The 4,347-nt window shown below is 74.0% G+C and carries 4 protein-coding genes; 3 read left to right on the forward strand and 1 reads right to left on the reverse strand.

Annotated features, from left to right (window positions below):
- A partial coding sequence (locus AB0J52_RS29455) for an AMP-binding protein (protein ID WP_500185807.1) occupies positions 1 to 539 on the reverse strand: 539 nt, incomplete at its 3' end.
- A 124-nt stretch (positions 540 to 663) separates the two neighbouring features.
- Here AB0J52_RS29455 and AB0J52_RS29460 point away from each other — a divergent pair.
- From AB0J52_RS29460 to menD, 3 genes are all read left to right on the forward strand, one after another.
- A complete protein-coding gene (locus tag AB0J52_RS29460) occupies positions 664 to 1,563 on the forward strand; it encodes a 1,4-dihydroxy-2-naphthoyl-CoA synthase (protein WP_500185808.1) in 900 nt (299 codons plus the stop codon).
- A 114-nt stretch (positions 1,564 to 1,677) separates the two neighbouring features.
- Positions 1,678 to 2,751 (forward strand): o-succinylbenzoate synthase, encoded by a 1,074-nt coding sequence (locus AB0J52_RS29465; RefSeq protein WP_500185810.1) that lies wholly within the window; start codon positions 1,678 to 1,680, stop codon positions 2,749 to 2,751.
- On the forward strand, positions 2,748 to 4,347 hold a 1,600-nt coding region (gene menD / locus AB0J52_RS29470), incomplete at its 3' end, for a 2-succinyl-5-enolpyruvyl-6-hydroxy-3-cyclohexene-1-carboxylic-acid synthase (RefSeq protein WP_500185812.1). The genes AB0J52_RS29465 and menD, both read left to right, overlap by 4 nt.

Consider the following 4,347-nt stretch of genomic DNA (forward strand, 5'->3'; position numbering starts at 1 on the left):
CCGGCGTCCATGAGGCGGCGCAGCTGGGTGGGGACGAGGGAGATGAGGGGGGCGTCGGTGGTGGCGATCTCGGCGGGGTCGAAGCGGGGGTGGATGCGGGGGGCGGTGCCGGTGAGCAGGGCGCGGACGAGGACCTGGATGCCGGCGATGTGGCTGGTGGGCAGGCAGCAGAGCCAGCGGTCGGTGGTGTCGGCGCCGATGCGGTGGCGGGTGGCGGTGGCGGAGGCGCGGAGGGCGCGGGCGGAGAGTTCGACGAATTTGGGGGTGCCGGTGGAGCCGGAGGTGGCGATGAGGACGGCGGTGTCGGGGTGGACAGGGGTGGGTGGGGGGCCGTTGCGGGGGTGGTGGGGGGTGGTGCCGTGGGGGGTTTCGACGGCGTGGGGGGCGAGGGCGTCGAGGGTGGCCTGGAGGGCGGGGGCTGGGGTGTCGGGGGAGAGGGGGCAGATCGCGGGTCCGGTGCCGTCGAGGGCGGCGTGGAGGGCTTGGAGCAGGCGGGGTCCGGGTGGCAGGACGAGGGCGTGCAGGCGGCGATCTTCCATGGCGGGCCCAGTTTAGGCGACCCTGTTGAACGCGTTCACATCGGCGGGGCGGTTGAATGGGGGTCCCGTCGGCCGGTGGCGGCCGTGCCGGGTGACCGGGATCGGATCGAGTGAAGAGGGGCCCATGGTTTCGGAGCTGTTCGACGCGTCGGCGTGGAAGGAAGTGGAGGGGTTCGGGTTCACCGACATCACCTACCACCGGGCGGTGGATCAGGGGACGGTGCGGATCGCGTTCGACCGTCCGGAGGTGCGCAACGCGTTCCGGCCGCACACGGTGGACGAGCTGTACCGGGCTCTTGATCATGCGCGGATGTCGTCGGACGTGGGGTGTGTGCTGCTGACGGGGAACGGGCCGTCGCCGAAGGACGGCGGGTGGGCGTTCTGTTCGGGCGGTGACCAGCGGATCCGGGGCAAGGACGGCTACCGGTACGCCGAGGGGGAGACGTCGGCGACGATCGATCCGGCGCGGGCGGGCCGGCTGCACATCCTGGAGGTGCAGCGGCTGATCCGGTTCATGGGGAAGGTCGTGATCTGCGTGGTGCCGGGGTGGGCGGCGGGGGGCGGGCACAGCCTGCACGTGGTGTCGGACCTGACGCTGGCGAGCCGGGAGCACGCGCGGTTCAAGCAGACCGACGCGGATGTGGCGAGTTTCGACGGCGGGTACGGGTCGGCGTATCTGGCGCGGCAGGTGGGGCAGAAGTTCGCGCGGGAGATCTTCTTCCTGGGGGACACGTATTCGGCGGAGGACGCGCACCGGATGGGGATGGTGAACGCGGTCGTTCCGCACGCGGACCTGGAGAAGGTGGCGCTGGAGTGGGGCGCGAAGATCAACGGGAAGTCGCCGACGGCGCAGCGGATGCTGAAGTTCGCGTTCAACGCGGTGGACGACGGCATGGTGGGGCAGCAGGTGTTCGCGGGTGAGGCGACGCGGCTGGCGTACGGGACCGATGAGGCGGCCGAGGGGCGGGACTCGTTCCTGGAGAAGCGTGACCCCGATTGGTCGCGTTTCCCGTGGTACTACTAATTGTTCTGTTCTGAGTGACGGTCCCGGCGGCGGTCCGGGCGAGGTCCTGGGGCGTGGGCCCGGGCGCGGGTCCGCGCCGGGGGCCTGGGCGCCGGCCGGGTACGACGGTCTTGCATGACGGCAGGGGGTCAGCGGGTGCGGGTCTTCTCCATCGCGATGCGCACGCGGTTCCGCGGTGTCACGCGGCGGGAGGGTGTGCTGCTGCGGGGGCCGGCGGGCTGGGGGGAGTTCTCCCCGTTCGCCGAGTACGGTCCGGCGGAGGCGGCCCGCTGGCTGGCGGCCGCGCGGGAGGCGGCGTTCGAGGGCTGGCCGGTGGCGGTGCGGGACCGGGTGCCGGTGAACGTGACGGTTCCGGCGGTGGATCCGGAGCGGGCGTTCGCGATGGTGCGGTCGTCGGGGTGCCGGACGGCGAAGGTGAAGGTCGCCGAGCGGGGCCAGGACGACGGGGACGACATGGCCCGGGTGGAGGCGGTGCGGGACGCGCTGGGTCCGGACGGCCGGGTGCGGGTGGATGTGAACGGCGGCTGGGACGTGGAGCGCGCGGTGCGGATGACGCGGGCTTTGGACCGGTTCGATCTGGAGTATGTGGAGCAGCCGTGCGCGTCGCTGGAGGAGCTGGCGGCGGTGCGGTTGCGGGTGGATGTGCCGGTGGCGGCGGACGAGTCGATCCGGCGGGCGGAGGATCCGCTGCGGGTGCGGGCGGCGGGCGCGGCCGATGTGGCGGTGTTGAAGGTGCAGCCGCTGGGCGGGGTGCGTGCGGCGCTGCGGGTGGCCGAGGCGACGGGGCTGCCGGTGGTGGTGTCGTCGGCGGTGGAGTCGTCGGTCGGGTTGGCGGCGGGGTTGGCGCTGGCGGCGGCGTTGCCGGAGTTGCCGTTCGCGTGTGGGCTGGGGACGTTGTCGTTGCTGGCCGGTGATGTGGTGGACGATCCGTTGGCGCCGGTGGGCGGGGAGATCGCGGTGCGTCGTCCGGTGGTGGACGAGGCGGCGCTGGCGGCGGTGGAGGCCGGGCCGGAGGTCGCGGCGGCGTGGCTGGCGCGGCTGGGTGAGGCGGAGAAGGTGTTGGCGGCGGCCGGGGACGGCGCGTCGGGGTATCTGGGTTCGCTGCCGGTGTCGGCGGCGGCGTCCGCCGGGGCCGGGGAGGCTGGGGAGGCCGCCGGTGAGGCGGCGCGGGAAGGGGACGTCCGATGAATCCGGCCACGGCGCTGGCGACGGTGCTGGTCGATGAGCTGCTGCGGTGCGGGATGACCGACGTGGTGCTGGCGCCGGGGTCGCGGTCGGCTCCGCTGGCGCTGGCGTTGCACGCCGCGGAGGTGGAGGGCCGGGTCCGGCTGCACGTGCGGATCGATGAGCGGTCGGCGTCGTTCCTGGGGCTCGGGCTGGCCAAGCGGTCGGGGCGTCCGGTGGCGCTGGTGTGCACGTCGGGGACGGCGGCGGCGAACTTCCATCCGGCGGTGGTGGAGGCGCACGAGTCGGGGGTGCCGCTGGTGGTGCTGACCGCCGACCGGCCGCCGGAGCTGCGGGACACGGGTGCGAACCAGACGATCGACCAGGTGAAGCTGTACGGGACGGCGGCGCGGTGGTCGACCGAGGTGGGGGTGCCGGAGAACCGTCCGGGGATGGTGGCGTACTGGCGGTCGCTGGTGTCGCGGGCGTGGGGGGTGGCGCAGGCGCCGGTGCCGGGGCCGGTGCATCTGAACGTGGCGTTCCGGGAGCCGCTGATCCCCGACGGGGACGGGTCGTGGTGCGAGCCGCTGGACGGTGACGCGACCGGGGCGTGGACGAAGGTGCGGGCGGCGACGCCGGGGTCGGTGCTGCATGTGCCGCCGACGCGGCGGGGCGTGCTGGTCGTGGGGGACGGCGCGGCGAACGTCAAGCGGTATGTGGCGGCGGCGTCGATGGCGGGCTGGCCGGTGCTGTCGGAGCCGAACGGGAACGCCCGGTACGGCGATCACGCGTTGACGTCGCACCATTTCCTGCTGGGGGTGCCGGAGTTCGTGGAGCGGCACCGTCCGGAGGTGGTGGTGACGCTGGGCAAGCCGGGGCTGTCGCGTCCGCTGCTGGCGATGCTGCGGCGTGCGGAGGAGCACATCGTGCTGGCGCCGGACCTGTCGCGGTGGCCGGATCCGGTGCGGTCGGCGACGCAGGTGGCGCAGGACGTGGAGATCCCGGTGGTGTCGGGGGACGACGCGTGGCTGAAGTCGTGGCGGACGGCGGACCAGGTCGCGGCGGCGGCGGTGGACCGGGTGCTGGACGGGGTGCCGGAGGTGACCGAGCCGCGGCTGGCGCGGGACCTGGTGGCGGGGCTGCCGGGCGGGTCGCTGCTGTTCAGCGCGGCGTCGATGCCGATCCGGGACCTGGACCAGGTGATGCGGCCGCGGCGGGGGATCCGGATCATGGCGAGCCGGGGCGCGGCGGGGATCGACGGGCTGGTGTCGACGGCGATGGGCGCGGCGCTGGCGCATTCGGGCCGGTCGTACGCGCTGCTGGGTGATCTGGCGTTCCTGCACGACCAGAACGGGCTGGTGCTGGGGCCGCGGGAGCGGCGGCCGGACCTGGCGATCGTGGTGGTGAACAACCGGGGCGGGGGGATCTTCTCGCTGCTGCCGCAGGCGGCGCTGCGGGACCCGTTCGAGCGGGTGTTCGGGACGCCGCAGGATGTGGACCTGGAGGGGCTGGTGCGGGCGCACGGCGTGCCGTACCGGCGGCTGGAGGCGGCGGCGGACCTGCCGAAGGTGATCGCGGGTGAGGGTCTGCGGGTGGTGGAGGCCCGGACGGACCGGGAGG

Source organism: Spirillospora sp. NPDC049652 (genome assembly GCF_040675125.1).
Lineage (GTDB): Bacteria > Actinomycetota > Actinomycetes > Streptosporangiales > Streptosporangiaceae > Spirillospora.

Coding starts and splice junctions, on each gene's coding strand:
- AB0J52_RS29460 (WP_500185808.1), top strand. CDS start 664: ATGGTTTCGGAGCTGTTCGACGCGTCGGCGTGGAAGGAAGTGGAGGGG.
- AB0J52_RS29465 (WP_500185810.1), top strand. CDS start 1,678: ATGACGGCAGGGGGTCAGCGGGTGCGGGTCTTCTCCATCGCGATGCGC.